The 24102-nt window shown below is 67.7% G+C and carries 26 protein-coding genes; 7 read left to right on the top strand and 19 right to left on the bottom strand.

Annotated features, from left to right (window positions below):
* Nucleotides 1-5: 5 nt before the first annotated feature.
* From C1A30_RS16265 to C1A30_RS16205, 13 genes are all read right to left on the bottom strand, one after another.
* A complete protein-coding gene (locus C1A30_RS16265; RefSeq protein WP_101949248.1) occupies nucleotides 6-290 on the bottom strand; it encodes an acylphosphatase in 285 nt (94 codons plus the stop codon).
* The gene (locus C1A30_RS16260) at nucleotides 274-690 is read right to left on the bottom strand and encodes an OsmC family protein (protein ID WP_101949247.1); all 417 of its coding nucleotides are present in this window, start codon (nucleotides 688-690) and stop codon (nucleotides 274-276) included. Before C1A30_RS16260 ends, C1A30_RS16265 begins: the two co-directional genes overlap by 17 nt.
* 81 nt (nucleotides 691-771) lie before the next feature.
* On the bottom strand, nucleotides 772-1662 hold the full coding sequence (mutM, locus tag C1A30_RS16255) for a bifunctional DNA-formamidopyrimidine glycosylase/DNA-(apurinic or apyrimidinic site) lyase (RefSeq protein ID WP_101949246.1): 891 nt from the start codon (nucleotides 1660-1662) through the stop codon (nucleotides 772-774).
* A complete protein-coding gene (gene rnc, locus C1A30_RS16250; protein WP_101949245.1) occupies nucleotides 1655-2356 on the bottom strand; it encodes a ribonuclease III in 702 nt (233 codons plus the stop codon). Before rnc ends, mutM begins: the two co-directional genes overlap by 8 nt.
* Nucleotides 2353-2937 (bottom strand): DUF177 domain-containing protein, encoded by a 585-nt coding sequence (locus C1A30_RS16245; protein WP_101949244.1) that lies wholly within the window; start codon nucleotides 2935-2937, stop codon nucleotides 2353-2355. The genes rnc and C1A30_RS16245 overlap by 4 nt, the downstream gene beginning before the upstream one ends.
* A 30-nt stretch (nucleotides 2938-2967) precedes the next feature.
* Nucleotides 2968-3705, bottom strand: coding sequence for a cell division protein SepIVA (gene sepIVA / locus C1A30_RS16240; protein ID WP_101949243.1), 738 nt, complete (start codon nucleotides 3703-3705; stop codon nucleotides 2968-2970).
* A gap of 252 nt (nucleotides 3706-3957) precedes the next feature.
* Complete coding sequence (locus C1A30_RS16235; protein WP_101949242.1) at nucleotides 3958-4524, bottom strand: hemerythrin domain-containing protein; 567 nt, start codon at nucleotides 4522-4524, stop codon at nucleotides 3958-3960.
* 84 nt (nucleotides 4525-4608) lie between these two features.
* Nucleotides 4609-5097: a pantetheine-phosphate adenylyltransferase gene (gene coaD, locus C1A30_RS16230; protein WP_101949241.1), complete on the bottom strand. Its 489-nt coding sequence runs from the start codon at nucleotides 5095-5097 to the stop codon at nucleotides 4609-4611.
* A 24-nt stretch (nucleotides 5098-5121) separates the two neighbouring features.
* Nucleotides 5122-5676 (bottom strand): 16S rRNA (guanine(966)-N(2))-methyltransferase RsmD, encoded by a 555-nt coding sequence (gene rsmD / locus C1A30_RS16225; protein ID WP_101949240.1) that lies wholly within the window; start codon nucleotides 5674-5676, stop codon nucleotides 5122-5124.
* Nucleotides 5673-9056 (bottom strand): pyruvate carboxylase, encoded by a 3384-nt coding sequence (locus tag C1A30_RS16220; protein WP_101949239.1) that lies wholly within the window; start codon nucleotides 9054-9056, stop codon nucleotides 5673-5675. Before C1A30_RS16220 ends, rsmD begins: the two co-directional genes overlap by 4 nt.
* A 41-nt stretch (nucleotides 9057-9097) precedes the next feature.
* Nucleotides 9098-9730 carry a vitamin K epoxide reductase family protein gene (locus C1A30_RS16215; protein WP_101949238.1) on the bottom strand — a complete coding sequence of 211 codons (633 nt, stop codon included), beginning with the start codon at nucleotides 9728-9730 and terminating at the stop codon, nucleotides 9098-9100.
* Nucleotides 9727-10512 (bottom strand): thioredoxin domain-containing protein, encoded by a 786-nt coding sequence (locus C1A30_RS16210; protein WP_101949237.1) that lies wholly within the window; start codon nucleotides 10510-10512, stop codon nucleotides 9727-9729. The genes C1A30_RS16215 and C1A30_RS16210 overlap by 4 nt, the downstream gene beginning before the upstream one ends.
* Before the next feature lie 34 nt (nucleotides 10513-10546).
* On the bottom strand, nucleotides 10547-11653 hold the full coding sequence (locus C1A30_RS16205; RefSeq protein WP_101949236.1) for an alpha/beta hydrolase: 1107 nt from the start codon (nucleotides 11651-11653) through the stop codon (nucleotides 10547-10549).
* Between C1A30_RS16205 and C1A30_RS16200 the strand changes: the two genes are divergently transcribed.
* The 4 genes from C1A30_RS16200 to C1A30_RS16185 all read left to right on the top strand — a co-directional run bounded on the left by C1A30_RS16200 (nucleotide 11652) and on the right by C1A30_RS16185 (nucleotide 15410).
* On the top strand, nucleotides 11652-12482 hold the full coding sequence (locus C1A30_RS16200; protein WP_101949235.1) for an aldo/keto reductase: 831 nt from the start codon (nucleotides 11652-11654) through the stop codon (nucleotides 12480-12482). The genes C1A30_RS16205 and C1A30_RS16200 overlap by 2 nt on opposite strands.
* 5 nt (nucleotides 12483-12487) lie before the next feature.
* Nucleotides 12488-13324: an aldo/keto reductase gene (locus C1A30_RS16195; RefSeq protein ID WP_101949234.1), complete on the top strand. Its 837-nt coding sequence runs from the start codon at nucleotides 12488-12490 to the stop codon at nucleotides 13322-13324.
* A gap of 110 nt (nucleotides 13325-13434) precedes the next feature.
* The gene (locus C1A30_RS16190; protein ID WP_101949233.1) at nucleotides 13435-14493 is read left to right on the top strand and encodes an NAD-dependent epimerase/dehydratase family protein; all 1059 of its coding nucleotides are present in this window, start codon (nucleotides 13435-13437) and stop codon (nucleotides 14491-14493) included.
* Nucleotides 14490-15410, top strand: a complete 921-nt coding sequence (locus C1A30_RS16185) for a TIGR03619 family F420-dependent LLM class oxidoreductase (RefSeq protein WP_101949232.1) — start codon at nucleotides 14490-14492, stop codon at nucleotides 15408-15410. Before C1A30_RS16190 ends, C1A30_RS16185 begins: the two co-directional genes overlap by 4 nt.
* Nucleotides 15411-15490: 80 nt before the next feature.
* Here C1A30_RS16185 and C1A30_RS16180 read toward each other — a convergent pair whose 3' ends face one another.
* The 3 genes from C1A30_RS16180 to C1A30_RS16170 are packed head-to-tail and all read right to left on the bottom strand — an operon-like array spanning nucleotide 15491 to nucleotide 20039.
* Entirely contained in the window at nucleotides 15491-16195 is a 705-nt protein-coding gene (locus C1A30_RS16180) for an HNH endonuclease family protein (protein WP_101949231.1), read from the bottom strand.
* Nucleotides 16192-18405, bottom strand: coding sequence for an ATP-dependent DNA helicase RecG (gene recG / locus C1A30_RS16175; RefSeq protein WP_101949230.1), 2214 nt, complete (start codon nucleotides 18403-18405; stop codon nucleotides 16192-16194). The genes C1A30_RS16180 and recG overlap by 4 nt, the downstream gene beginning before the upstream one ends.
* A gap of 2 nt (nucleotides 18406-18407) precedes the next feature.
* Nucleotides 18408-20039, bottom strand: coding sequence for a DAK2 domain-containing protein (locus C1A30_RS16170; RefSeq protein ID WP_101949229.1), 1632 nt, complete (start codon nucleotides 20037-20039; stop codon nucleotides 18408-18410).
* Between the two features lie 200 nt (nucleotides 20040-20239).
* Here C1A30_RS16170 and rpmB point away from each other — a divergent pair, with 200 nt between their 5' ends.
* Nucleotides 20240-20434 (top strand): 50S ribosomal protein L28, encoded by a 195-nt coding sequence (gene rpmB, locus C1A30_RS16165; RefSeq protein WP_101949228.1) that lies wholly within the window; start codon nucleotides 20240-20242, stop codon nucleotides 20432-20434.
* A gap of 8 nt (nucleotides 20435-20442) precedes the next feature.
* Here rpmB and C1A30_RS16160 read toward each other — a convergent pair whose 3' ends face one another.
* Together C1A30_RS16160 and C1A30_RS16155 are read right to left on the bottom strand one after the other, a co-directional pair.
* A complete protein-coding gene (locus C1A30_RS16160) occupies nucleotides 20443-21126 on the bottom strand; it encodes a uracil-DNA glycosylase (protein WP_101949227.1) in 684 nt (227 codons plus the stop codon).
* Between the two features lie 28 nt (nucleotides 21127-21154).
* Nucleotides 21155-22108: a thiamine-phosphate kinase gene (locus C1A30_RS16155; RefSeq protein WP_101949226.1), complete on the bottom strand. Its 954-nt coding sequence runs from the start codon at nucleotides 22106-22108 to the stop codon at nucleotides 21155-21157.
* A gap of 75 nt (nucleotides 22109-22183) precedes the next feature.
* On the opposite strand from C1A30_RS16155, the gene C1A30_RS16150 reads away from it, so the two are divergent.
* Both C1A30_RS16150 and C1A30_RS16145 read left to right on the top strand, forming a co-directional pair.
* Entirely contained in the window at nucleotides 22184-22426 is a 243-nt protein-coding gene (locus C1A30_RS16150; protein WP_101949225.1) for an Lrp/AsnC family transcriptional regulator, read from the top strand.
* A 10-nt stretch (nucleotides 22427-22436) separates the two neighbouring features.
* Complete coding sequence (locus tag C1A30_RS16145) at nucleotides 22437-22970, top strand: DUF3515 domain-containing protein (RefSeq protein WP_101949224.1); 534 nt, start codon at nucleotides 22437-22439, stop codon at nucleotides 22968-22970.
* Here the strand turns inward: C1A30_RS16145 and C1A30_RS16140 are convergent.
* Nucleotides 22967-24088 carry a D-alanine--D-alanine ligase family protein gene (locus C1A30_RS16140; RefSeq protein WP_101949223.1) on the bottom strand — a complete coding sequence of 374 codons (1122 nt, stop codon included), beginning with the start codon at nucleotides 24086-24088 and terminating at the stop codon, nucleotides 22967-22969. The two genes, C1A30_RS16145 and C1A30_RS16140, sit on opposite strands and share 4 nt — an antisense overlap.
* Between the last annotated feature and the right edge of the window lie 14 nt (nucleotides 24089-24102).

Genomic DNA, 24102 nt, shown 5'->3' with positions numbered 1-24102 from the left:
GGAGGCTAACGTTCGGTGAACCCCTGAAGCGAGTCGCCAGGTTCTGACCAGTCGGCGATGACTTTGTCGACGCGACCGGGGGTGTTGCCGCTTTGCAGCAGGTCAAGCAGCCGTTCGCAGGCCTCCCGAGGGCCCTGGGCGACCACCTGGACGCGGCCATCGGGCCTGTTCGAGGCGTATCCGACCAGGCCGAGTTCCAATGCCCGGGCGCGGGTCCACCACCGGAACCCGACCCCTTGGACATAGCCGTGCACCCATGCCGTCAGCCGTACCTCAGCTAACTCCTGCATCACCGACCTCAAACGTCACTTTGGTCCCAGACTTCAGCGTGCGGCCGACCGTGCACACCTGATCGATCGCCCGCTCGACGACCGTGAGTACCCGCGCCACCTCGTCGGCAGACAATCCGGACAGGTCGAGTTCCATGCGCTCCTCGAGCAGCGGGTAGCGCTCCTGGTCGCGGTCGGCGGCGCCGGACACCTTGATCGTCGTCTTGTAGTCGTCGCCGAGGCGTCGACGCAGCGGCGCGTCACTGGCCATCCCGCTGCACGCGGCCAGCGCGATCTTCATCAGCTCGCCGGGCGTGAAGACGCCGTCGACGTCCTCGTTGCCGACGAGCACCTCCGCGCCGCGCGTGCTGCGCCCGGTGTAGCTGCGCACGCCGGTGCGCTCAACCCACAGTTCCGTCATGTCTCCTCTTCCTCGCGAAAGACCGCAAAATGCCACGCATTCACGGCGTGTCTACGTACAAACACGGTCTGTCGCGGCAGCTTATTCCCGGCGGACCCGCGGGCGCGGTTGGCATTTCGGGCAGTAGAACGACGACCGGTTCATGAACTTCTCCCGCCGCATCACCGCGCCACAGCGCCGGCACGGCTCACCCTCGCGGCCGTAGGCATCCAGCGACCGGTCGAAGTAGCCGGATTCGCCGTTGACGTTGACGTACAGCGAATCGAACGACGTACCACCCTCACCGAGCGCGTCGGTCATCACCTCCGCAGCGGCGTCGAGCAGTTCGCCCAGCTTCGCCCGTGACAACGACGACGCCAGTCGCGCACCGTTGACCCGCGCGCGCCACAGCGCCTCGTCGGCGTAGATGTTGCCGATGCCCGACACCACAGTCTGGTCCAGCAGCTGACGCTTGATCTCAGAATGCTTGCGGCGCAACACCGTAACGACACCGTCGCGGTTGAACCGAGGGTCGAGCGGATCGCGGGCCAGGTGCGCGACGGGCACCGGCACGTCGGTGCCGTCGACGGTGACGAGGTCGGCGAGCATCCAGCCGCCGAATGTGCGTTGGTCGACGAAGCTCAGCGCGGTGCCGTCGTCGAGCAGTGTCGCGATCCGCAAGTGGTTCTCGTTGGGCACCTCCCCCAACAGCATTTGCCCGCTCATGCCGAGATGCACCACCAACGCCGTGCCCAATTCTCCTCGCCCGAGAGGCTCGTCCGTCCCGTCCTCCAGCGTCAGCCACATGTACTTACCGCGCCGCCCGGTGCCGGTGATCTGGGCGTCGAGCAGTCGAGCAGTCAGGTCAGCGGGGCCCGCCTCGTGCCTGCGCACCGCGCGCGGATGGTGCACCCGCACCGCGGTGATGGTCCGGCCCGTCACGTGGGCCGCCAAACCGCGCCGGACGACCTCGACCTCGGGCAGCTCAGGCATCGACACCGGAGGCGGACAGCGCGGTCCACGCCGCGGCGGCGGCCTTCAACTCCGCCTCCTTCTTCGTCCGCCCGACGCCCTTGCCGTATTCGACGTCGGCGACCACCACCGTCGCGGTGAACTCCTTGTCGTGGTCGGGGCCGGTGGAGGTCACCACGTACGACGGCGCTCCCATGCCCCGCGACGCGGTCAGCTCCTGCAGGCTGCTCTTCCAGTCCAGGCCAGCGCCCAGCGTCGGGGCGGTGTCGAGCAGCGTGCTGAACAGCCGCATGATCACTTCCCGCGCGACGGTGATGCCGTGCTCCAAATAGATTGCGCCCAAAAGGGATTCGACACCGTCGGCCAGGATGCTCGACTTGTCGGCCCCGCCGGAATGTTCCTCGCCCTTGCCCAACAACAGGTACGCGCCAAGGCCGTCGTCGGAGAGCTGGCGTCCGACGTCGGCCAGGGCCTGGGTGTTGACGATGCTGGCGCGCAGCTTGGCCAGATCGCCCTCCGAGCGGTCCGGATGGCGGTGGTAGAGCTCCTCGGTGATGGTCAGGCCGAGCACGGCATCGCCGAGGAACTCGAGGCGTTCGTTGGTGGGCAGTCCGCCGTTCTCGTATGAGTAGCTGCGGTGCGTCAGCGCGATGGTCAGCAATTCGGCGGGCAGGTCCACACCCAAGGCTTTGAGCAGCGGTCCCCGGTCCGTCACGGCTCGTCCTGGTCCAGCAGCCCGGCCAGCTTGGCCCACCGTGGGTCGATCTGCTCGTGGTGATGACCCGGCTCCGCGGTGGCCAGCGGCACCCCGCACTGCGGGCACAGCCCCACACAGTCGGGTCCGCACAGCGGTGAGAACGGCAGCGCCAGCCCGATCGCATCGATGATCGGCTGCTCGAGATCCACGGTGTCGGGCTCACCCGACGCGCCGACGCGCCCGACCTCGTCGGACTCGGTGGTCTCGTCGGTGGTGCTGTCGGGGTAGGCGAACAGCTCGGTGAGCTGGATTTCCACGTCGCCGGTGATCGCGGTCAGGCAGCGCGCGCACTCACCGGCCGTCGGCGCCGACACCGTCCCGCTGACCAGCACCCCTTCGGACACCGATTCGATGCGTAGCTCCAGCGTCAGCGGGGCGCCCTCGTCGATCCCGATCAAGTCCAGACCGATGCGCGAGGGGCTGGGCACCGATTCGTTGAACGTCATCATCGAACCGGGCCGGCGGCCGAGCCGAGAGATGTTGATGACCAGCGGCGACCGTGAGGCGCGGCGCGCCTTCGCCTTCGCATGCGTCGCCATGGATGTGGATTCTACGGCGACGACGGCCGGCTAACGTGCGGCGTAGTCGTGTGTGCCCGCCGCGGTGCGCAGCTGATGCCGTCCGCGACCCACCGACCGGATGGTGCCGTTGAGGAAGTCCTCGAACTCTGCGAGCTTGCTGTCGACGTAGATATCGCATTCACCGCGCAACCGGTCGGCCTCGGCGTGGGCCGAATCGACCAGTCGGGTGGCCTCCGCCGTCGCGGTCTGCACGATCTCGGTCTGCGACACCAGCCGCTGCTGCTCCTTGATGCCTTCCTGGACGGCCTTCTCGTAGGCGAGGTTGCCGTTCTCGATCAGCCGGTCGGCCTCGGTCTTCGCGCGCCCGGTGCTGGCTTCGTACTCGCGCTTGGCGGTCGCGAGAACGCGTTGGGCCTCGTCGCGGGCTTCGGCCACCATCCGCTCGCTGTGCTGACGGGCCTCCGCCACCATCCGGTCGGCCTGCGCCTTCGCGTCGGCGAGCAGCCGGTCGGCTTCGGCGCGCGAATGGTTGATCAACGAATCCGCCTCGGCGGTGGCCGTGGCCACCATCTGGTCGGAGTGCTCCTTGGCTTCGCGCAGCATCCCGTCGCGGGCGTCGAGCACGTCCTGCGCGTCGTCGAGTTCGCCGGGTATTGCGTCCTTGATGTCGTCGATCAGTTCGAGGACATCGCCGCGGGGCACCACGCAGCCGGCCGTCATCGGCACGCCGCGGGCTTCTTCGACAATCGCGCCCAGTTCATCCAGCGCTTCAAACACTCGGTACACGGCAACACCCTCCAGGCGTAGTTGACAGTTACTAGTGTGCCTGGTGTTACCCGTGTGACTCAGCTTCCGGGCCGGTGTGTCGTGCTCGACCCTTTTGCTGCGCCTGCGCTCCCCCAGGCCGCAACTCCCGTCTGAATTGCTTTGCCGACATTATGTCAACATGCGGCGATCGCGCTTCCCCGCAGGCGCCCGGCAAAGCCGAAACCGCCCGCACCCCCGAGGTGGCGGACGGTTTCGGTCGGGTTCAGCACACTATGAAGTGGCCTGTTTGATCACGTCACGGGCCCGGTCGAGCATCGAGGCGAACGGCCCCGCAGCAAAGTTCATCTTCGCCGACTCGACACCGGCGTGCGGGCGGGTCGGCGCAATTGCCTCGGCTGCCTGCACCGCCTTGGCCAGCCTGCCGAGGTCGTCTTTGTCCAACTCGCGCTGAAGCTTGTTGAACTCCTCGTTCTCTTCGTGTTCGGCGTGGTCGACCACGGCGTCGCGGAACTTCGTCAGTTCGTCGATGAACTCCTTGGACGAGACGTCCATGCTCTCCAGTTTGGACAGCTGTTTCTTGGCCTCGTGCTCCTCTGCCAACCGGGCGTCGACGATCTCGTCGCCGTTGGTGACTTCGCGCCGCGCCCGCGGGTGCACCACCATTTCCTCGGCCGTCTCATGCACCGCCAACAATTGCCGCAAGTCCATGAACGCCTTCTCGCGGGCCTTCGGCTCGGATGCCGAGAAGACCTCCTCGAACATGTCCTTGATCAGGTTGTGCTGGTCCTTGAGGAACTTCACGACGTCGTCCGTCGACTGAACGAATGTTTCGACCACGGCGATACACCTCCGCTATTCGTGGGTTTGACTGGGCGCAAAGGGGCTGAGCGCCACCTCACACGTACCCGCGGAGGACCGAAATTAACCCTTGCGTTGCGCGTTCAGCTTGTCCTGCAGGCGCACGTTGACCGGCTCGGGCAGCAGCGCGGAGACGTCGCCGCCGAGCGTGGCCACCTCTTTGGCCAGCGACGACGACACGAACGAGTACCGCGGCGTGGTCGCGACGAAAAACGTGTCCACGCCTGCGATGTGCTTGTTCATCTGGGCCATCTGCAGTTCGTATTCGAAGTCGGTGCCGGTGCGCAGACCCTTGACGATCGCGGTCAGTCCGCGGGCCTTGACGAAGTCGACCACCAATCCCTGGCCCGACTCGACCCGCAGGTTGGGCAAGTGCGACGTCGACTCTTCGATCATCGCGATGCGCTCGTCGAGGCTGAACATGCCCTGTTTGTTGGGATTGACCAGCACCGCGACCACGACCTCGTCGAACTGAGCGGCCGCGCGCTCGAAGATGTCGACATGACCGAGGGTGACGGGGTCGAACGAGCCTGGGCAGACGGCGCCACTCATGCTCGAAGACGCTACAGGGGTCGGCTAGCTGCGCTCGGCCAACTCGATGCGGGTGTCGCCGTAGCGACGCGACGGCCACGGCTGCCACCCGTCGGGCCAGACCAGCTCCGGGCCCGACGTGGCGCGTTCCACGACGACGACGGTGCCGCCGCGCACCCATCCCCCGGTGTCCAGTCCGGTCAGGATCGCCTCGATGTCGGCGGCAGGCACGTCGTACGGCGGGTCGGCGAACACCAGATCCACCGCCCGCGGTGCGCCGCCTGCCAACACGGATGCGACCGGTCCTCGGCGCACGTCCGCGGACTGCGCGCCGAGCGCGGCGATGTTCGCAGCGATGACCGCCGCGGCGCGGGCGTCGGATTCGACGAACACCGCCGACGCCGCGCCCCTGGACAGCGCCTCGAGTCCGAGCGCACCTGAGCCCGCGTAGAGGTCGAGCACCGCGGCGCCCGAGAAATCGATGCGCGACGTGAGCACGTTGAACAGCGACTCGCGCACCCGGTCGGCGGTCGGCCGAGTTCCCGTGCGCGGCACGGTGATTCGCCGACCGCCGAACGCGCCGGCGACAATGCGGGTCAGCTGACCACCACCAGCAGGTCACCGCCTTCGACCTGCGCGGTGGCCGACACCGCGACCCGACTCACCTTGCCTGCCTTGGGTGCGGTGATCGCGGCCTCCATCTTCATCGCCTCGATGGTGGCGATGGTCTGCCCGGCTTCGACCTGATCGCCGTCGGACACGCCGACGGTGACCACACCGGCGAACGGCGCCGCGACGTGGTCGGGGTTGGCGCGGTCGGCCTTCTCCGCGGCCGGGATGTCGCTGGCGATGCTGCGGTCGCGCACGACCACCGGCCGCAACTGGCCGTTGAGAAGGCACATCACGGTGCGCATCCCGCGTTCGTCGGCTTCGGAAACGGCCTCGAGTCCGATCAACAACTCGACGCCGCGTTCCAGCTTGACCCGATGCTCGTCACCCTGGCGCAGGCCGTAGAAGAACTGGTTGGCCGACAGGCTCGTGGTGTCGCCGTAGGTTTCCCGGTGCGCCTCGAATTCCTTTGTCGGGCCGGGGAACAACAACCGGTTCAGCGCGGCCTGCCGCGTCGGGCCCGCCTGGTTGAGCGCCGCCTCGTCCTCGGCGGACAGTTCCTCGGTCGGCTTGGCCGGTGGCCGCCCGGCCAACGCCTTGGTGCGCAGCGGCTCCGGCCAGCCGCCCGGCGGATCCCCGAGCTCACCGCGCAGGAAACCGATGACCGAATCCGGAATGTCGAATTTCGCTGGGTCGGCGGCGAATTCGTCGGCGGTGACCCCCGCCCCGACCAACGCCAACGCAAGATCACCGACCACCTTCGACGACGGAGTCACCTTGACCAGCCTGCCCAGCAGACGGTCGGCGGCGGCGTAGCTGGCCTCGATCTCCTCGAACCGGTCACCGAGCCCGAGCGCGATGGCCTGCTGCCGCAGATTCGACAGCTGCCCGCCGGGGATCTCGTGGGTGTACACCCGCCCCGTCGGCCCCGGAATCCCGGATTCGAACGGCGCGTACACCTTTCGCAGCGCCTCCCAGTACGGCTCCAGATCGCAGACCGCCGACAGCGACACCCCGGTGTCGTATTCGGTGTGCGCGGTGGCCGCCACGATCGACGACAGCGACGGCTGGCTGGTGGTGCCCGCCAGCGGTCCCGAGGCGCCGTCGACGGCGTTCGCACCGGCCTGCCATGCCGCCAGATACGTGGCCAACTGTCCGCCGGGGGTGTCGTGGGTGTGCACGTGCACCGGCAGATCGAAACGGCTGCGCAGCGCGGTGACCAACTGATGGGCGGCCTGTGGCCGCAGCAGCCCCGCCATGTCCTTGATCGCCAGCACGTGCGCGCCCGCCTCGACGATCTGGTCGGCCAGCTTGAGGTAGTAGTCCAGCGTGTAGAGATTCTCGCCGGGGTCGGACAGATCGCCGGTGTAGCTCATCGCGACTTCGGCTACCGCAGTTCCGGTTTCGCGCACCGCGTCGATCGCGGGCCGCATCGAGTCGACGTTGTTCAACGCGTCGAAGATGCGGTAGATGTCGATGCCGGTGGCGGTGGCCTCCTGGACGAACGCGTGCGTGACCGTCTCCGGGTACGGCGTGTAGCCGACGGTGTTGCGCCCCCGCAACAGCATCTGCAGGCAGATGTTGGGCACCGCTTCGCGCAGCGCGGCCAGCCGCTCCCACGGGTCTTCCTTCAAAAACCGAAGCGCCACATCGTAAGTCGCGCCACCCCAGCACTCGATGCTCAACAGCTGCGGGGTCATCCTTGCGACGTAGGGCGCGACCATCAGCAGGCCGGTGGTGCGCAGCCGGGTGGCCAGCAGCGACTGGTGCGCGTCGCGGAACGTCGTGTCGGTGAGGCCGACGGATTTCGAGTCACGCATCCACCGGGCGAAGCCGTCGGGCCCGAGTTCGGTGAGCAATTGCTTGCTGCCGCGCTGCGGCGCCGCGTCCAGATCGGTCTGCGGCAGCTTGTCGTGCGGGTAGATCGTCGACGGCCGCGCGCCGTGCGGCTGGTTGACCGTGACATCGGCGAGATAGTTCAGGATCTTGGTACCGCGGTCGGCCGGTGTGCGCGCAGTCAGCAGATAGGGCCGCTCGTCGATGAACGACGTCGTGACGCGGCCTGCGCGGAAGTCGGCGTCGTTGACCACCGCCTGCAGGAACGGGATGTTCGTCGACACCCCGCGGATCCGGAACTCGGCCAGCGCGCGGCGCGCCCTGGCCACCGCGGTGGAGAAATCCCGGCCCCGGCAGGTCAGCTTGACCAGCATCGAGTCGAAGTGCGCGCTGATCTCGGCGCCCAGATGCGTGCCGCCGTCCAGTCGGATCCCCGCCCCGCCCGGCGTCCGGTAGCCGGTGATCCGGCCGGTGTCGGGCCGGAAACCGTTGGCGGGATCCTCGGTGGTGATCCGGCACTGCATCGCAGCACCGTGCAGCTGCAGCGAATCTTGGCTCAGCCCAAGGCTTTCCAACGACTCACCGTCGGCGATACGCATCTGGCTGGCGACCAGGTCGACGTCGGTGATCTCCTCGGTCACGGTGTGCTCGACCTGGATCCGGGGGTTCATCTCGATGAACACGTAGTGGCCGCGCTCGTCGAGCAGGAACTCGACGGTGCCCGCGTAGGTGTAGTCGATCTGGCGGGCGAACGCCACCGCGTCGGCGCATATCCGGGTGCGCAACTCGTCGGGCAGGTTCGGCGCTGGCGCGAGTTCGATGACCTTCTGGTGCCGACGCTGCACGCTGCAGTCGCGTTCGAACAGGTGCATCACGTTGCCGTGCGTGTCGGCCAGGATCTGCACCTCGATGTGCCGCGGGTTGATCACCGCCTGCTCGAGATACAACGTCGGGTCGCCGAACGCCGACTCGGCTTCCCGCGAGGCGGCCTCGATCGCCTCCGGCAGCGACGCCGGGTCGGCGACGCGCCGCATCCCGCGCCCACCGCCACCCGACACCGCCTTGACGAACAGCGGGAAGTCCATGTCCTGCGCGGCCGCCATCAACTCGTCGGCCGACCCGGACGGCGCCGACGAATTCAGCACCGGCAACCCCGCCGCCCTGGCCGCCGCGATCGCCCGCGCCTTATTGCCCGCCAACTCCAGGATCTCGGCGCCGGGCCCGACGAACGTGATGCCCTCGGCGGCGCATGCGGCGGCGAGGTCGGGATTCTCGGACAGGAAGCCGTAGCCCGGATAGATCGCGTCGGCGCCGGCCTCGCGGGCCACCCGGACGATCTCGTCGACCGACAGATACGCCCGGACCGGGTGGCCCTTCTCACCGATCTGATACGACTCGTCGGCCTTGAGCCGATGCAGCGAATTGCGATCCTCGTACGGATATACCGCTACCGTCGCGATGCCCATCTCGTAGGCCGCCCGGAACGCGCGGATCGCGATCTCCCCGCGGTTGGCAACCAAGACCTTCGAAATCACCTGCTGACCCTATCGCCCTGCGGCGCTGTGATGTCCCGCGGTCAGAGCAGGGTGGACCAGTAGTCCCAGAAGCGCACCAGAATCATCAGGATCAGCGCGGTGAACCACAGCGCGACCAGCGACCACCGCCACGTGTAGACCACCCTGGCGACCGCATTCGACTGCAGCGGTTGCAGCGCGATCGAGGCGACCACGCAGAACAGCGTGATGGTCACCGCCCACACCGCCATGCAGTACGGGCACAGCGCGCCGATGCGGTACAGGCTCTGGAAGATCAGCCAATGCACGAACACCACGCCCAGCAGCGTGCAGCCCGCCAGGCCCGCCCAGTACCAGCGCGGCAGCCGCACATTCGCCAGCGCGAGCACCCCGGTCACCACCACGACCGTGAAGGCGACGATGCCGATCAGCGGGTTGGGGAAGCCGAACGCCGACGCCTGCGGGGTGACCATCACCGAACCGCACGACAGGACGGGGTTGATGCTGCACGACGGGACGTAGGCCGGGTTGATCAGGATTTCGATCTTCTCGACCGTCAGCGTGAGCGCTGCGGCGAGGCCGACCACGCCCGCGATCAGGATCCAGACCGCACTCGCCCTGCGCACCGGCACCCGGTTCGGCGGATCCGCCGCGGCCGGGGTCGGCTCGACGTCGCTAGGCGCGGTCGCGGTCATGGCGCGGGTGCCGGAGCCTGTGCTGGTGCGGGAGCCTGGGCGGGCGGTGCGGCGCCGTCGAGACCGGGCACGTTGCCGACGATCTCCTTGACCTTGGCGACCAACGCATCGGGCGTCGTCGGCGAGTATTCCTCCCCGTTGATCTTGATGGTCGGCGTCGCCTGGATCCCCGCGGCCTGGGCCAGGCCCTGCGCCATCTCGGTGTAGCGGCCCTTGTTGATGCAGTCCGGCACCTTGCCTGTGACACCGGCCTGACGGGCGATCTCGATCAGCCGCGCGTTGTCCGGATACGAGGCCGCGCCCTCCTGGGGCTGCTGGGCGAACAGCGCGGCGTGGAACCGGCGGAAGGCTTCGTTGGATTCGTCGGCGACGCAATAGGCGGCGTTCGCGGCGCGGGACGAATAGCCGTCACCCTGGCGGTCGAGGATCGCGACCATGTAGTAGTCGGCGGCCACCGCACCGGTGTCGATGAGCTTGTTCACCGTCGGCCCGAACTGCTGCTCGAACACGCCGCAGTGCGGGCAGAGGAAGTCTTCGTACATGGACAGCACGACCTTGGGATCGTCGCTGCCTTCCTTCTTGATGACGTTGCTCGACGCCACGCGGACGGCCTTGGTCTCACCGGACTGGGGCTTCTTGTCGTTGGACAAGACGATGTAGCCCACCAGCACGACGGCGAAGATCACCACGATCGAGGTCAGCCCGATCTGGATCGCCAGGTTGCGCTTGCGGTCGGCCGCCTTCAGGTCGTAGCTGGCTTGTTTCTTGGGTTTGGTCGCCACGGGTCAAGAGTACCGGCGGCGTACAGCGGGGATTTCAGGCGCGGGCGAGATGAGCCCGCAGGGCAGAGACGGTTTCGGTCATCGCCGCCGCGCTGCCGCCGCCGAGCGGGAAGAAATTGGCGAATGCGTGAACGAGGGAACCGAACTCGCGGAAATCGACCGGCACACCAGCCTGACGCAGCGCGTCCGCGTACTGCCTGCCCTCGTCGCGCAGCGGGTCGAAGCCCGCGGTCAGCAGCAGTGCGGGCGGCAGACCGGAGAAGTCGTCGGCGAGCAGCGGAGAGACCCGCGGATCGGTGGCGTCGACGGCGGCGCCGTCCAGGAATTGCTTCCTGCAGAAGTCCAGATCGTGCTTGGTCAGGAAGAACCCGTCGGCGAACAGTGTCTTGGAGCGGGTGTCGCCGCTGTAATCGGTCACCGGATAGAGCAGGAACTGCAACGCCGGCAACGGGGCGCCCTCGTCGCGCGCCCGCAGCGACACCAGGGCGGCGAGGTTGCCTCCTGCGCTGTCACCACCGACGGCCACCCGGCCCGGGTCGGCGCCCAGTGCGCCGGCGTGATCGAGGGCCCATCGAAACGCGGCGTAGGCGTCGTCGGATCCGGCGGGCGCCTTGTGCTCGGGCGCGAGGCGGTAATCCACCGACAACACGTGCAGCCGGCCGTCGCGGCAGATGAGCCGGCACACGTCGTCGTACACGTCGAGGTCGCCGATGACCTGACCGCCGCCGTGATAGAAGACCAGCAACGGTTCGCCGTCACCGTCGACGGGCCGGTAATGCCGCGCGCCGATCGGGCAGGCAGGCCCGGGAATCGAGAGATTGGTCACCGACGCGACGGGGATGTTCTGCTTGAAGCCGGCGGCGGTGACGCGCAACTGTGCCCTCGCCACCGCGACGTCCGGGTCGGCGATGAGACGGTTGAGGCCGGTGACCGTCATCCCGGCGAGCAACAACTGCAGCGTCGTGTCCAGCGTGTTGCCGTCGATCGTGATCGAACGCCCGCCCAGCAGAACGCGTTTCACCGCATCCGGGGTCCGGGGCAGTGCCCGCAACGTGGCGGCGGCGACCGCGTTGACGATCGGCGGCTTGGCGGGCCGCGCCGCGACGCGGGCCGTCGCCGGTGCTGGCAGACTTTGAGTCATGGCTGCTCCCTTGATCACGCTCAACGACGGAACTTCGATGCCTCAGGTGGGGCTTGGTGTCTGGCAGACGCCGCCGGAAGAAACGGAGCGTGCCGTCGCGACCGCGCTGGAGGCCGGGTATCGCCACGTGGACACGGCCGCAGGTTACTTCAACGAGCGCGAGGTCGGTAAGGCGGTCGCGGCATCCGGTCTGCCGCGAGCAGACGTCTTCGTCACCACCAAGCTGTGGAACGCCGACCAGGGCTACGACAGCACGCTTGCCGCGTTCGACGCCAGCATGGAACGCCTCGGGATGGACTACCTGGATCTGTACCTGATCCACTGGCCGATGCCCGCGAAGAACGCGTTCGTCGACACCTTCAAGGCCTTCGCCCACCTCCGCGACCAGGGCCGCATCCGGTCGATCGGGGTGAGCAACTTCGAGCCCGAACACCTGCGGATCCTGATCGACGCCACCGGGATCGTGCCCTCGGTCAACCAGATCGAACTGCATCCGCTGCTGCAGCAACAGGAGTTGCGTGAGGTGCATGCTCAACTGGGCATCGCGACCGAAGCGTGGAGCCCTCTCGGGCAGGGATCGCTGTTGAGCAACGCGACGGTGACGGGCGTCGCCGACAGCCACCGCAAAACGCCAGCCCAGGTACTGATTAGGTGGCATATCCAACTCGGCAATATAGTCATCCCGAAGTCGGTGACCCCCGAGCGAATTGTGAGTAACTTCGACGTGTTCGATTTCGAGCTGAGCGAGCAGGACATGGCGTCCATCTCTTCGCTCGGCGACGGAACGCGACTGGGTCCCGATCCAAGGACATTCAACTTCACAGGATAGGTGTTATGACGCCGGCTGCGATTCCCACTGTCACGCTCAACGACGACAACACGATGCCGGTGATCGGCCTCGGGGTCGGCGAATTATCGGATGCGCAGACCGAGCAGGCGGTGACGGCGGCGCTGGAGGCCGGCTACCGGCTGATCGACACCGCGGCGGCCTACGGCAACGAGGAAGCCGTCGGCCGGGCCATCGCCTCCTCGGGCGTGCCGCGTGAGGAGCTGTTCGTCACGACGAAGCTGGCCACGCCTGATCTGGGCTTCCAGTCGTCGCAGGACGCGCTCACGGCCAGCCTCGAGCGGCTCGGCCTGGACTACGTCGACCTCTACCTCATCCATTGGCCCGCAGGCGAGCAGGGCAAGTACGTCGACAGCTGGGGCGGGATGATGAAGCGCAGGGAGGACGGCGACACCCGGTCGATCGGCGTGGCCAACTTCCACGAAGAGCATCTGTCCAACGTCATCGACCTGTCCTTCTTCACCCCGGCGATCAACCAGATCGAATTGCACCCGCTGCTCAACCAGGCGGAGCTGCGGAGGATCAACGCCGAATACGGCATCGTGACCGAGGCCTACGGTCCGCTGGGCGTCGGCAAGCTGCTGGACAATCCGACCATCGCAGGCGTCGCCGAGGCACACGGCAAGACTCCCGCACAGGTGTTGATCCGCTGGAGCATTCAGCTCGGCAACGTCGTCATCCCCCGCTCGTCGAACCCGGAGCGCATCAAGTCGAATCTCGAGGTGTTCGACTTCGAATTGACCGAGGAGCAGATGGCCACGCTGAACGGCCTCGACGACGGCACCCGCTTCCGTCCGGACCCCGAGACCTACACGGGTACGTAACCGGTTTTCCCGGCCCCGAATACGAGTACGCGCTTACTCTATTCGGCGCTTCTGCGCGCGATCACGATTGCTGAGGAGGCATCTGAAGCAGCTTTACGGATCGGCACCGCATGAAGGTCTTCTGCACCGGAGCGACGGGTTTCGTGGGCGCCCACAGCGCGCTGGCGCTGCTCGCAGCGGGCCACGAATTGCGGTTGTTGGTCCGTGACGAGGGGGCCGCGCGCGCCTGGTTCGATGCGCGCGGGCGCCATATCTCGTGTTGCGTCACTGCGAGTCTCGGTGACACCGGCGCGCTGACCCGCGCGATGGCCGGTTGCGACGCCGTCTTGCACGCCGCCGCAACGGTGTCCGTCGACCCCCGCAGGGCGCGCGAGATGTACGACACCAACGTCGGGGGGACCACGGCGGTGCTCTGCGCGGCGTGCGAGGCGGGCATCCGCAACCTCGTCTACGTCTCCAGCGTCATGGTGTTCTTCCACCCGGGGGCACCGCGCGTCGACGAGGACACTCCGCTGGCCGACGTGTGCGACCCCTATGCGAGGTCGAAGCGCGACAGCGAAGTCGTCGCCCGCGGATTCCAGCGCCGCGGCACGCCGCTGCAGATCACCTATCCGACGGCAGTCATCGGCCCTGACGATCCCAAACTGAGTGCGGCCAACCGGGCGTTGCCGACGTTCGTCGGAAAGGCGCTGCCGCGCAGCACAACCGGATTTCAATGTGTAGATGTGCGCGACCTCGCCGCCGCGCACGTGTGGCTGCTGGAACATCCGCTCGCCGCTGATTTCGAGGACGCGCGCTATATCGTCGGCGGCCACTTCTTGCCCTGGGACGATCTGCGGCGGCACCTCGAGGCGGTGCTGGGCAGGCGGCTGTTCAGTCCCCGCGTTCCTGCGCGGGTGCTGCGTGCGGTGGGCGTCGCCGCGGACGCGGTGAAGACGTTGGTGCCCTTCGACACTCAGATCTCCGCCGAAGCGATGGCCATCAACACGCAGTGGCCGCCTGCGGATTCCAGCCGCTTCTACGCAACGTCGGGCCTGCGGTTCCGCTGCCCCGACGACACGTTCACCGACACCATCCGCTGGATGGTCGAGGCCGGACACCTCCCCCGCAAGAAGGCAGGCCGATTGGCTGACAAGGTCGCGTCGATCGAAAGGCACAGTGCGCCATGAAGTTTTCCCTGACGATGCCCAACACCGCCCGCGTCATGGCGCTGGCGCAACCCTTCGAGGCCGACGTGACAGGCGCCGATCAGATCAGGGTCGCCAGGCGCGCGGAAGAACTCGGCTACGACATGATCCCGATCCCGGAACACTTCGTGGTGTCGAACTCCCACGTCGAACTGTCCGGGCCGCACTACTTCCACTCCACCGTCGCGCAGGCCTTCCTGGCCGGTGCGACGCAACGCATTCGGCTCGTCTCCAGCGTCACGTTGCTGCCGGTGCAGCACCCGGTGGTGATGGCCAAGGCCATCTCCACTGCCGACTGGATGAGCAATGGTCGCATCGGTGTCACGTTCGGGGTGGGTTGGGACGCCGAGGAATTCAAGGTCCTCGGCGTGCCGTTCCGTGAGCGGGGCCGGATGGCCGACGAATACCTCGCGGCGATCATCGAGTTGTGGACCAGCGACACCCCGGAATTCGACGGCAAGTACGTCTCTTTCAAAGACGTGACCTTCGAACCGAAGCCGGTTCAGAAGCCGCATGTGCCGATCTGGATCGGCGGTGACGCCGAGCCGATGCTGAAACGAGCGGCCAAGTATGCGTCGGGGTGGTTCCCGTGGCTGACGCCGCCCGCCGAGATACCGGCGAAGCTCGACTTCATCAAGTCGCAACCCGGCTACGACGGCAGGCCGTTCGAGGTGCTGTACGGCCTCGGGGTGTCGCAGATCGGTGAGGGCCACGTCGTCGTCGACGACCCCACCCAGCGGCCGGGCATGAGCGCCGACGAGATCGTCGACCAACTCGGCTGGTTCTCCGAATTGGGTGTCACGATCACCGGTGTGCCGATTCCGCCGGTGCCCGACGTCGACGCCTACCTGGACTACCTGCAGTGGGTGATCGAGGAGATCAAACCCAAGGTGCCCTAGTCTGTGCACCGCGAGCAGACGCAAAATCGCCTATTTTTCGGCGAAATTGGGCAATTTTGCGTCTGCTCGCCGGAAAAGGGTCAGCCCTTGGGGCAGGTGTCCGCGGCCTGCCGCAGCGCCTGCGCGGACGGCGCATCGATCGGCAGCGCGTAGCCGCGCAACACCGCGATGAACTGCATCGCGTACTGGCAGCGAAACGCGACGTTCGGCGGCATCCACACCGCCGGTTCCTTGTCGCCCTTGTCCTGATTGGCCTGCCCTTCGACCGCAAGCAGATTCGCGGGGTCGTTGGCGAAGCGCAACCGCACGTCCGGTGTCCAGGCGCGGGCGCCGAGGTCCCACGCGAACGCCAACGGGACGATGTGGTCGATCTGCACCGCCGCGCCGACCTGCGCGCCACGCGTGAACGCGATGGTGTCGTTGGTGTACGGGTCGTGCAGCGTGCCGGTGGCGACGGCGGTGGGGCACCGCTTGATCGACACATACGTCTTGTCGGTCAGATCGCGGTCGAGGATGTCGTTGCGGGTGTCACAGCCGTTGTGCCCGCCGGGTGCGGAGTTGTCGTCGGTCCAGGAGTCGCCGAACGCGTCGCGGCGGTAGTCGTGGCTGCGGATCCGTATCGGCACGACCGGGATGCCGGCAAGCACGTCGACACCCGGTGCCACGGTGGGTATGTCGGCCTCCGCGACGAACGAGCTCCGGTCGGTGGCCGTCACCGTCTGGACGGCGACCACCACCGCCAACACGACGACGAGCGCCAGCCAGACCAGCCTGCCCCGACTCACGTCTTGTCCAGGAACTCGACCCGGTCGGCGTTGGTGAACGGCGCGGCCAGCACCGCCATCCCAGGATGCGCCGGCTGTTGTTCGTAGAACTGCAAGCAGAACTCGCGCGCGGCGAGAATGATCTCCAGATGTTTGGACAACGACAGGAAACGCAGCGTGATGGGCCGCCCGGATTGGCTGTAGCCCAACACATCTCCTTCCTGGCGCTCCTCGAGGTCGAGGTCGGCGAGCTTGAAGCCGTCCAACGTGCCCGCCACCGCCTTCAGCCGGGCCCCGGCTTTCGACGATTCCGGCAGCTGGGTGGCCAGCAGGCAAAGGCTCGGATGCTGACCGCGGCCGATGCGGCCGCGAAGCTGGTGCAGTTGGCTGATGCCGAACCGGTCGGCGTCGACGACGACCATCGCCGTCGCATTCGGCACGTCCACGCCGACTTCGATGACGGTGGTGCAGACCAGCACATCGATGTTGCCTGCCCGGAAGTCGGCCATCACCGCGTCCTTCTCGTCGCTGGGCAGTCGGCCGTGCATCAAGCCGAGGCGAAGGCCGGACAGTTGGCCGTGGCGCAGTTGGTCGAACAACTTGACCACCGTGGTGGCGGGCGGACCCTGCTCGTTCTTCGCGGGTTTGTCGGTGTCGTCGATACGCGATGCCACCACGTAGGCCTGTCGACCCGCGCGAACTTCTTCGATGACCCGCTGCCAGGCCCGTTCCAGCCACGCAGGCTTCTCTCTGACGAAGATGGCGTTGGTCGCGATCGGCTGACGTCCGCGCGGCAACTCACGCAATGTCGACGTTTCGAGATCACCGAAGTAGGTCAGCGCGACGGTACGCGGGATCGGCGTCGCCGTCATCACCAGCAGGTGCGGTGTCAAACCCTCGGGAGCCTTGGCGCGTAACCGATCTCGTTGCTCCACCCCGAACCGGTGTTGTTCGTCGACGACGACCATGCCCAGCCGCTGGAACTCCACCGCCTCCTGGAGCAGTGCGTGCGTCCCGATCACGATGCCGGCCTCCCCCGCGGCGATCTCGTCGCGCACCGCCCGCTTCTGCGGGGCCGACATCGACCCGGTCAACAGCGCGACGCGGGTGGCGCGCTCGGCGCCACCCAACTGACCGGCCATCGCCAGCGGGCCGAGCACATCGCGGATGGACCGGGCGTGTTGGGCGGCAAGGACTTCCGTCGGCGCCAGCAGCGCGCACTGGTATCCCGCGTCGACCATCTGCAGCATGGCTAGCACCGACACGATGGTCTTGCCAGAACCGACCTCCCCCTGCAGCATGCGGTTCATCGGTCTGCTGTCCGACATTTCGGCCGACAGCACCTCGAGCACTTCGTTTTGGCCCTGCGTCAATTCGAACGGCATCCGCTCACGCATGGCGGCCAGCAGTCCGCCGCTGACCGGTTCGGCGACCGGACCGGTTTCGCCCAGTTCGCCGTGCCGCCGCTCCACCAACGCCCACTGCAAGCCGACCGCTTCGTCGAAAGTCAGCCGCGCTTCGGCACGCTCGCGCTCCAAGGCGTTCTCCGCAGTGTGGATGGCACGCAACGCCTCGTCTTCGGATATCAGATTGCGTTGCTGCAGAATCGATTTCGGCAGCGGCTCGGCGATGGGGTCGAGCACGGCAAGCACCTGTCGCACACAGGCGTAGATGTCCCAGCTCTGCACCTTGCTGTTGGCCGGGTAGATCGGAAAGAACTCGCGCTCGAACACCGACAAAACGTCGTCGCCACTGGCACCCGATGCGTCGGCGATGGTCCGCAGCGACTTGGTGCCGATGCTCCTGCCACCAGTGGGTGATTCGAGAACGTAGAACGCCGGATGCGTGAGCTGCAGTGTGCCCTTGAAGTACCCGACTTCGCCGGAGAGCATCAGCCGGGTGTCCTTGACGAGTTGTTTCTTGAGGAATCTGGCGTTGAAGAACGTCGCTGTCACTTTGGGGCGCCGGTCACCGATTGTGACGACGAGGTACTCCCGCTTGGGCGTGCGGTTGGTCCACCTGGTTTCCGCTTTGGTGATGACGTCGACGAACGTGACGTGGTCACCCTCTTCGAGTTCCTCGAACTCGTCGAGCACCGTCAACCCGTCGCTGTATTTCCGTGGATAGTGCCGCAGCAGATCGTTGACCGTGCGGATGCCGAAGTGCTCTTCGAGCGGTCCCGCCGCCTTCTTGCCGAGGACATACTCCAGCCGATCGGTGAGCGTGGCCACGGCTATTCCACCCCGATCAGCAGCGCGTCGCCGCGGTGGTCGGTGTGATAGGTGACCAGTTCGGTGCCCGGATGCCTGTGGTGCGCGTGCAGCTGCAGGGCGTCGCCGACACTGGCGTCGACGCCCACACCCGTCAGCACTGTCACCAGTTCGCCGCCCGACGCCAGCAGCAGGTCGATCAGGCCCGCGGCCGCCTCGGCGATATCGGCGCCGACGATCAGCACCTCGTCGCCCGCGATGGCCAACCCGTCGCCCGGTTTACAGGTGCCAGCCCACGTCAGCGCCTCCTCGGTGGCCACCCGCACCGACCCGTGCCGGGCGCTCGCGGCGGCGCGCGCCATGGTGTAGCCGTCGTCGACTGCCTGCCGCTCGGCGTCGTGCACCGCGAGTGCGGCCAGCCCCTGCACCATCGACCCGGCGGGCACCGGGACGACGTCGATGCCCCAGCCGATCGCCGCGGTGCATCCCGCGACGAGTTCTTCCGCGGCGACGTACCCGTTGGGCAACACCATGATCTGCGCGGCGCCGGTGTTGACCAGCGCGTGCAGCAGTTGCTTGGCGCTCACCGGCGCGTCGGGTTCCTGGCGCAGCACGTGCGCGCCCTCGCCTGCGAACAGGTCCGCGGCGCCGTCACCATCGACGACCGCGAGCACCGCGCGCTCGCGACTCCACCCACCGGCAGGCCGCGCGGTGGAACCGGCCGACAGTGAGGTGATCTGGATGCGGCTCGGAATCCCGACCGACAGCGCCGCTTCCACGGCGGCACCGGCGTCGTCGGCGTGCACATGCACCGAGTAGTGGCCGTCACCGCCCGCCGACGCCGCGATGGCCACGGATTCGCCAAGCTGATCCAGCCGCTCGCGGAGCGTCTCGACGCCGCGGGCGTCGCAGCCGTTCAGCAGGTACATCACCTCGAATTGCGGCGCGGCGACGGTGGCCGTCGTGACGGTGGCCGTGCGAGGCGACGGCACGTATTCGTGTCGCTGCGGCGCCCGCCCGGTCAAGGTCCTGCTCATCGCGTCAAGCAGTACCAGCAGCCCGCGGCCGCCGGCGTCCACCACGCCGGCCTCGGCCAGCACATCGAGTTGCGTCGTCGTCTTGTCCAGTGCGACGGCCGCGGCGTCGGCGGCCGCCGACACCACCTCGGCGAGGTCGGCGCCGTCACCGCCCGCATGTTCGGCCGCGCCCGCCGCGTCCTGCAGCACCGAGACGATGGTGCCGGGCACGGGTTCGCCCATCGACGCGACCACCAGACCGACCGCGTGACGCAGGGCCGCCCCGAAGATGTGGCCGTCGACGTCGGCCAGCGCGCCGCGGTCGGCCGCGACCGAGACAACCACGTCGGCGAGGCCGCGCAGGATCTGGCTCAGGATGACCCCGGAGTTGCCCCTGGCGCCGTGCAGCGCGCCGGCGGCCAGCGCCGCGGCGACCGCCACGACGTCGTCGCTGTCGGCGTGCGCATCGGCCTGCGCCCACGCCGAACGCATCGTGAACAGCATGTTTGTCCCGGTATCGGCGTCAGCGACCGGGAACACGTTGAGCCGGTTGATCTCGTCGGTGTGCGAAATCAGGTCGCCGACGGCGGCATGCGCCCAGTCCCGTAGCGCGGAGGCATCGAGCCGCCGAGCCGACATCCGCAAACCTCCATCAAATGTGGCGCCCGCGCGTCAGCCTAGCTACCTTGGCTGACAGTCCCGGCGCAACGTTGCTGCCGGTGGATGCGTTTTTGGTGTTCCCTGGTCGGGCCGGTATCCTGGTCAGGTTGTCGGGATCACCCACGCCGGTTTTCGGCGATAGGCCCAGACCCCAAGTACTGATTCGAGGAGTTCTAGATATGGCTGCCGTCTGCGAGATCTGCGGAAAAGGCCCCGGCTTCGGCAAGTCGGTGTCGCACTCCCATCGCCGGACCAGCCGTCGCTGGGACCCGAACATCCAGACCGTCCGCGCGGTGACGCACCCGGGCGGCAACAAGAAGCGTGTCAACGTGTGCACCTCCTGCATCAAGGCAGGCAAGGTCACCCGCGGCTAAACCCCGCCCTAGGGAAGGCGCCAGTCGATCGGGTCGGCGCCCATCTTCTCCAGCAGTTCGTTGGCCCGGCTGAACGGTCGCGATCCGAAGAATCCGCGCGACGCCGACAGCGGCGACGGATGCGGCGATTCGATCGACACGCAGTCCTCGCCCTCCAGCCACGGCTTCAGCGTCGACGCGTCGCGACCCCACAGCACGGCCACCAACGGTTGCTTGCGCGCCACCAGCGCGCGGATCGCGCATTCGGTCACGGCCTCCCAACCCTTGCCGCGATGTGACGCCGGGTTACCCGGACGCACCGTCAGGACCCTGTTCAGCAGCATCACGCCCCGCTCGGCCCACGGCGACAGGTCACCGGTGGCAGGCGGCGGCAACCCCAGATCCTTGCCGTATTCGGCGAAGATGTTGTCCAGGCTGCGCGGCAGCGGTCGCACCTCGGGCGCCACCGAGAAGCTCAACCCCACCGCGTGTCCCGGTGTCGGGTAGGGATCCTGCCCGACGATCAGCACCCGCACCTGGTCGAACGGAAACGTGAAGGCGCGCAACACGTTCGGCCCTGCGGGCAGATAGCGGTTGCCTGCGGCGATCTCGGCGCGCAGGAACTCCCCCATCGCAGTGATCTGCGCGCTCACCGGCTCCAGCGCGGCGGCCCAACCAGCTTCGACGAGTTCATGCAGGGGACGTGCAGTCACGGGTAGCCAACCTAGCGGGCGATGCCGGTCAGAACGACTGCCATCCGGGATTTCCGGCCCACGTGTCGCCGTCGACCAGTACCCGTGCAGGTCCCTCGACCACCCGACCGATCGGGCGCCACCCGGTGGGCGGCGCGCCGGGGAACGTCGCGACCAGCGCGTGGTCCTCGCCGCCGCCGAGCACCCACGCCAACGCGTCCTCCGCGACTGCCTCGGCCGCGTCGGCCACCGCATCGCGGTCCGCGGACAGCGCCGCGCTCGACACGTCGATGCCCACCTGCGAGGCCGCGGCCACATGCCCCAGATCGGCCATCAAGCCGTCAGACACATCGGTCATCGCGGTGACGCCCGACTCGGCCGCAATGCGTCCCTGTCCGTACGGCGGCTCCGGAGTCAGGTGCCGCCGGCGCAGCGGCTCGAACCGATCAATTCCCTTGCGCCACAGCGCGTATCCGGCGGCCGACCGACCGAGTTCCCCCGCGACGGCCACCGTGTCACCTGGCCGCGCGCCGCCGCGGCGCACCGGGTCGCGGCCGCCGAGGTCGCCGAGCACCGTCACCGAGATCACCCAGTGCGGCGCGCTGACCAGGTCACCGCCCACGATTCCGGCGCCGAACAAACCGGCCTCGTGCCACATGCCGTCCGCCAGTTCGAGCGCCTTGGCCGTCGCGGTGTCGGCGGGCGCCCCGAACGCGACGACGAAGGCGGTGGGCCGCGCCCCCATCGCCTCGATGTCGGCGGCGTTCTGCGCGATCGCCTTGCGGCCGATGTCGTGCGGTGTGGACCAGTCCAGCCGGAAGTGCCGTCCTTCGACGAGCATGTCGGTGGACACCACCGTCCTGCCGTCCCCGGCGACCACCACCGCGGCATCGTCACCCGGCCCCAGCACCACCGCGGCGGGCTGCTCCCGGTTGGTGACCAGCCGGTCGATCACGGCGAACTCGCCTACCCCGGCCAATGTGTCGGCGTCGTCGCTCGCCATGTCACCTTCCCCGGGCTGCGGTACGTTTGGGCCCTGCGGCCAGGAGTCTATGCAGCGAAACGGAGGGCACAGCGGGTGGTCGAGGCTTTCATGCTGATCCAGACCGAGGTGGGCCGCGCCGAGGTCGTCGCCAAGCAGATCGCCGGCCTACCGGGCGTGTTGTCCTCGGAGTACGTCACAGGACCGTACGACGTGGTGGTCCGCATCGGCGCCGACAACCTGGCCGATCTGCAGGCCAACGTCGTACCCAAGGTGCAGCAGGTCGCCGGCATCACCCGCACCTTGACCTGCCCGGTCGCCGATTCGACGGGCCCCTAGAGTTTGGGCGGTGAACGCCGAGACCCGCGACGGACCCCCGAAGGCCTTGCTGATCGCCGCGGTCGTCGTCGCGGCCGCGGCCATCATCGCGATCCTCGTCGTCGCCGCGCTGCGACAGTCGCCACCCGCACAGCAGGCGGTGCCCATTCCGCCCGTGCCTGCGCCGCAAGCCGACAGCGCCGAATGCAAGACGCTTTTGGCCGCGCTTCCGCAACAGCTGGGTGACTACCATCGCGCGCCCGTGGTCCAGCCTGCGCCTCCCGGCACGGCGGCCTGGACGTCGGGCGACGAGCCGGTCATCCTGCGGTGCGGTCTGGACCGGCCCGCCGAGTTCGTCGTCGGGTCGGCGTTGCAGGTGGTCGACGAGGTGCAGTGGTTTCAGCTCACCGGCGAAGGCCGCAGCACCTGGCTGGCGGTCGACCGCGCCGTGTATATCGCGTTGACGTTGCCGCAGGGGTCCGGGCCAACACCGATTCAAGAGGTGTCGGACGTCATCGCGAAATCGTTGCCCGCCAAGCAGATTGATCCCGCGCCGGTGGGCTAGCGCAGTCCGGTGCCCCGCTCGAGCGCGGTTTCCACCATGGTCGCCAACAACGTCGGGTAGTCGACACCGCTGGCCGCCCACATCCGCGGATACATCGAGATGGTGGTGAAGCCGGGCATCGTGTTGATCTCGTTGATCACCGGCCCGTCCTCGGTGAGGAAGAAGTCGACGCGAGCCAACCCCTGGCAGTCGACGGCGTTGAACGCCCGAATGGCCAACTGCTGCACGGCTTCTGCGACGTCATCGTCGATCTTGGCAGGAACGTCGAGTTCAGCGGCGTCGTCGAGATACTTGGTCTCGAAGTCGTAGAACCCGTCCTCGCGGCCGCGCACCCCCGCGACCCGGATCTCGCCGACGGTGCTCGCCTCGATCCGGCCGTCGGGGAATTCCAGTACGCCGCACTCCAATTCGCGTCCTGGAATCGCCGCCTCGACGATCACCTTCGGGTCGTGTCTGCGGGCCAATTCGATGGCGGCGGGCAGCTGGTCCCATGCGGTCACCCGGCTGACGCCGATCGACGATCCGCCCCGCGCGGGTTTGACGAACACCGGCAGGCCGAGCCGTTCGCGATCGTCGAGTGCGACGGTGTCCTGCCGCGGCCGCAACACGACGTGGTCGCCGACCGGCAGCCCGTCGGCCATCAGCAGCTTCTTGGTGAATTCCTTGTCCATGCCGGTGGCGCTGGCCAACACGCCCGCCCCGACGTACGGCACCCCGGCGAGTTCGAGCAGGCCCTGGATGGTGCCGTCCTCGCCGTACGGGCCGTGCAGCACGGGAAACACGACGTCGACGGCGGCGAGCACCTCGCCGCCCTGCCCGAGGGACAGCAGTTGACCGCCGCGTCCGGGGTCGGCGGGTAACGCCAATTCGGTGCCCGACTGCCCGCTGACCTCGGGCAGTCGCCCGTCGGTGATGGCCAGTGCCTCAGGACGGGCATCGGTCAGCATCCACGAACCGCCGGGGGTGATGCCGACGGCGACCACCTCGAAGCGCTGCGGGTCCAGATTGCGCAGGATGCTGCCAGCGGAAACGCACGAAATGGCATGTTCGGAGCTGCGCCCACCGTAGACAACTGCGACGCGGATGCGTCCGGAAGCTGCTGGCTGTTGGGCAGTCACAACCTAGAGAGGCT

Origin of the sequence: Mycobacterium sp. 3519A, from assembly GCF_900240945.1 — a bacterium.
Classification (GTDB): Bacteria; Actinomycetota; Actinomycetes; order Mycobacteriales; family Mycobacteriaceae; genus Mycobacterium.
Note: the sequence above shows the minus strand (reverse complement) of the source record. Positions and strands in the feature narration are given on the sequence as shown.

Coding starts and splice junctions, on each gene's coding strand:
- C1A30_RS16265 (WP_101949248.1), bottom strand. CDS start 290: ATGCAGGAGTTAGCTGAGGTACGGCTGACGGCATGGGTGCACGGCTAT.
- C1A30_RS16260 (WP_101949247.1), bottom strand. CDS start 690: ATGACGGAACTGTGGGTTGAGCGCACCGGCGTGCGCAGCTACACCGGG.
- mutM (WP_101949246.1), bottom strand. CDS start 1,662: ATGCCTGAGCTGCCCGAGGTCGAGGTCGTCCGGCGCGGTTTGGCGGCC.
- C1A30_RS16245 (WP_101949244.1), bottom strand. CDS start 2,937: ATGGCGACGCATGCGAAGGCGAAGGCGCGCCGCGCCTCACGGTCGCCG.
- coaD (WP_101949241.1), bottom strand. CDS start 5,097: ATGAGTGGCGCCGTCTGCCCAGGCTCGTTCGACCCCGTCACCCTCGGT.
- C1A30_RS16215 (WP_101949238.1), bottom strand. CDS start 9,730: ATGACCGCGACCGCGCCTAGCGACGTCGAGCCGACCCCGGCCGCGGCG.
- C1A30_RS16200 (WP_101949235.1), top strand. CDS start 11,652: ATGGCTGCTCCCTTGATCACGCTCAACGACGGAACTTCGATGCCTCAG.
- C1A30_RS16205 (WP_101949236.1), bottom strand. CDS start 11,653: ATGACTCAAAGTCTGCCAGCACCGGCGACGGCCCGCGTCGCGGCGCGG.
- C1A30_RS16195 (WP_101949234.1), top strand. CDS start 12,488: ATGACGCCGGCTGCGATTCCCACTGTCACGCTCAACGACGACAACACG.
- C1A30_RS16190 (WP_101949233.1), top strand. CDS start 13,435: ATGAAGGTCTTCTGCACCGGAGCGACGGGTTTCGTGGGCGCCCACAGC.
- C1A30_RS16185 (WP_101949232.1), top strand. CDS start 14,490: ATGAAGTTTTCCCTGACGATGCCCAACACCGCCCGCGTCATGGCGCTG.
- C1A30_RS16170 (WP_101949229.1), bottom strand. CDS start 20,039: ATGTCGGCTCGGCGGCTCGATGCCTCCGCGCTACGGGACTGGGCGCAT.
- rpmB (WP_101949228.1), top strand. CDS start 20,240: ATGGCTGCCGTCTGCGAGATCTGCGGAAAAGGCCCCGGCTTCGGCAAG.
- C1A30_RS16155 (WP_101949226.1), bottom strand. CDS start 22,108: ATGGCGAGCGACGACGCCGACACATTGGCCGGGGTAGGCGAGTTCGCC.